Consider the following 3,715-nt stretch of genomic DNA (forward strand, 5'->3'; position numbering starts at 1 on the left):
TCCAGATGGCACCTATACCATTACCCTCTTTGCAGAGGATGAGTATGGAAACGTAGGTGAGTGTACATTTGTACTTACCATAGAGAGTATCCTTGGCAAGGATGATAACTTGTTAGACATTTCAACCATAGTTTTATATCCTAACCCTGCAAAAGCAATAGTAAATATTAGCAACCCTCAATCCATAGCATTGGAGAGTGCCAGTATTTATGATCTTACAGGTAAACTTGTTAGAGTGTATGACTTAAAAGATATGGGAACTGAGAAGGCACTAGATGTATCCTTTTTGTCTTCAGCAACATATCTTGTTTATATACAAGGTGAGCATGGAACAATAACAAAACAATTCATAAAAGAATAAGTAAATTTTTTAAAAAATGCCCTTCAATTTATTGAAGGGCATTTTTATTTTCACATATTTCTATTGAGTATATCTTTTATTTTATTTAAAAAAAGTTGTAAATTCATCTTTTAATTTTTTATTACACCAAATCTTTCTATTATGAAAAAAAGTCTACAATTTATTTTCTTAATTGTTCCCATGCTGGTTTTTTCTCAGAACCGTATTGGAAATGTTGCAGATAAAGTTGCAACGATGAAATTAAAACCTAACACTTTTAAAACTCAAGATGTTTTTAAAGAGGGTTTTTCAAAGATAACCGCCAATTATAAGGATGCAGTAAGGCAGGGTATAGTTGTCGAATTTGACGCTACAAAAGTTGCGCAACTTAAAAGTGATAATCCGCAGAACATTGAAATCACTTTGCCAATTAACGATCGTGGCGAATACATTACGTTAGAATTATATCAAAAAGATATTTTTTCTAAGGATTTTAGGGTTCATACAAGTGATGGTCAGGACATTACAAGCAGTATGGATCGAGGGAAACATTATCGAGGAATCATTTCTGGAAAACCACATTCCTTAGTTTCATTAAGTATTTTTAATAATGAAGTAACAGGCTTTATTTCTACTGAAGAAGGAAATTATACCGTTGGTAGATTAAGAGATTCTAACTCTAGGCACATCATTTATAAAGATTCAGATTTAGTTGAAAACCTAGGTTTTGAATGCGAAACCCAAGATGATGGTGTTGGATATTCTGAGGAAGAATTAACCTATGAAATAACCCGAGATCCAGGTGATTGTGTCAATATTTATGTTGAGTCTGGTCAATCTGTATATAATGCCTTTGGAGGCGATTTAACAAATACAACCAATTTTTTAAATGCGCTTTTTGCCGAGTCATACACTTTGTATGCTAATGATGGGGTTACCATGCAAACTTCTGAAATGTTTATTTGGACTACTCCAGATCCATACAATGGAGGTAGTTCTGGTGCACAACTGTCTGCTTTTCAAGCAAACACTGGAGCGTTTAATGGAGACTTAGGTCATTTAGTTGAATTACAACCAGGTGCAGGAGGTGTTGCTGCTGGATTTAGTGGAATTTGTAACCCAAATACAGATAATAGTCTTTGTTTTAGTGGTCTTGATAGCACAACTGTTACACCCGTACCCACCTATTCGTGGAATGTCATGGTTGTTACCCATGAAATGGGGCACTTATTAGGTTCAAGACATACCCATGCATGTGTATGGAATGGAAATAATACAGCAATCGACAGTTGTTCTGGATTTACTGAAGGAGGATGCCCACTTCCTGGATCACCTCCAGGGGGTGGAACCATTATGAGCTATTGCCATTTTACCACTGGAATTAATTTCAACTTAGGTTTTGGTCCACAACCCTCTGCCGTAATCAACAATAATATTAATGCTCCTGGAAATTGTTTAGGGCCTTGTGCCGCACCGCCGGCATCAGACCTTTGGTCTATAGCTCAAGGTGATGATCAATTACGTAATATTGACCCAACTGATGCTTCAACAATATCAAGTATCACCATCACTTTAGCAGGAGCCACAATTAATGGGGGAACAGGATTAGCTACTGATCCAACCACCGGAACGATATGGGCGTTATTAAGAGCGGGAGGTATTGGATTAACAGGTCGAGCACTGGTAACTATTGATTTAGGGACAGGTGTAGCTACCTTAATTGGAGATACTCAAGAAAGTTTTGCAGGAATTGCATTTAATGCCGCGGGTGATTTATATGGAGTAACAGGTGATGGAAGTACAACACCAGAATCACTGTTTACTTTAGATAAAACCACTGGAGCCCCTACTTTCCAATGTACTTTAGGAAATGGTAATGATGGAGAAGCCTTAGGTTTTAATCCTATGGATGGCTTATTTTACCATGCATCTGGACATACGGGAGCTAACGTTATTTTTGAAACAATTGATAATTCTGGAATAGATCCTTGTACAGTTACTAATATTGATATTACTGGAACTGCATTAGAAGATGAAGAGGCGCAAGCTTTAACTTGGGATGCTACCAATGGTGTTTTCTTATGGAAGCAAGATCATGGTACTGGGCCTTTATTTTCTGTAACTTCTGCAGGAGTTCCAACCTTAATAGGGAATATGGATCATCAGGCAAAAGGGTTAACTTTTTCATCTGTTATTATTGGCAATCCTCCAGTCATTTCATGTCCAGCAGATTTAGTGTTGGACAATGCTGCAGGTCAATGTAGTGCTGTTGCTAATTATGCAGGTACCGCAATTGATCCAGAAGATGGAGATATCTCTGGAGATATTGTGTACTCACCACCTAGTGGAAGTACGTTCCCAGTGGGAACTACAACAGTTACTGCTTCTGTTACCGATAGCGACGGAAACACATCAACTTGTGATTTTGACGTGACGGTAAATGATGTGGAAGATCCTGTAGTTGTTTGTACAGACTTTACGGCACAGTTAGATGCCAATGGTATGGTAACGGTCTTCCCAGACGATGTGGCTACAGCTACAGACAACTGTCCTGGAACTACTTTACAATTCCAAGGTTCAGGTGGTCCAATGGGCTCATTGACTTCATTATTTGGAGCGAACAATGGAGGTTCTTTTGGAGGTGCTGTGTACTTTGATGTAACCATAGCAGGAAGTGATTTAGAAATTAATGCGATAGATGTGAATACGGCAGATGGTTCAGGCGGAAGTTTTGATATTGAAGTTTATACCATTCCTGGAACATCTGTTGGAAATGAAACCAATGGTGGATTATGGACCTTAGTAAGTACTGGAACAGGTACCGCCGCAGGTCTTAACAATCCATCCAATGCCGTACTGGCAACACCTTTTACATTGAGCGCATCTACCAGTTATGGTATTGCCATTGTAATGGATGGTAGCCACGGTCATGATTATACCAACGGTACTGGAGGAAATCAAAACTTTTCTAATGCAGATCTTTCAATGTCTCTAGGTCAAGCATCAAATGCACCATTTACTGGAGGTATTTTCTCTCCAAGAGTATTTAACGGAACGCTTCATTATGGAACTCCTGCACCACCGGTACCAAGTTTAGACTTTACCTGTATGGATGTTGGACCTAATAATGTAACCGTAATTGCTACAGATGCATCAGGAAATACGTCTACTTGTACTGCAGTAGTTACTGTGGAAGACAATATTTCACCTGTAATAGTTTGTATAGGTGAACCTACTCCGGTAACAGACACTGCCAGTGCGAGTCCAGGATTACCCTTTGGAGCCGCTCCAACGGTTGTTACTAGTACGATAGATGTGACCGATGACTTTATCATTACCGATTTAGATGTAGATGTAGACATTTCCCACACTTGG

At 38.7% G+C, this 3,715-nt stretch carries 2 protein-coding genes; both read left to right on the forward strand.

The features are described from left to right. Positions 1-361: T9SS type A sorting domain-containing protein (locus KXJ69_RS13600; protein ID WP_219053667.1), on the forward strand; the 361-nt coding region annotated here is incomplete at its 5' end. 141 nt (positions 362-502) lie between these two features. Continuing rightward, on the forward strand, positions 503-3,715 hold a 3,213-nt coding region (locus KXJ69_RS13605), incomplete at its 3' end, for a M12 family metallo-peptidase (RefSeq protein ID WP_219053668.1).

The sequence above is a fragment of the Halomarinibacterium sedimenti genome, assembly GCF_019312585.1.
Lineage (GTDB): Bacteria > Bacteroidota > Bacteroidia > Flavobacteriales > Flavobacteriaceae > Halomarinibacterium > Halomarinibacterium sedimenti.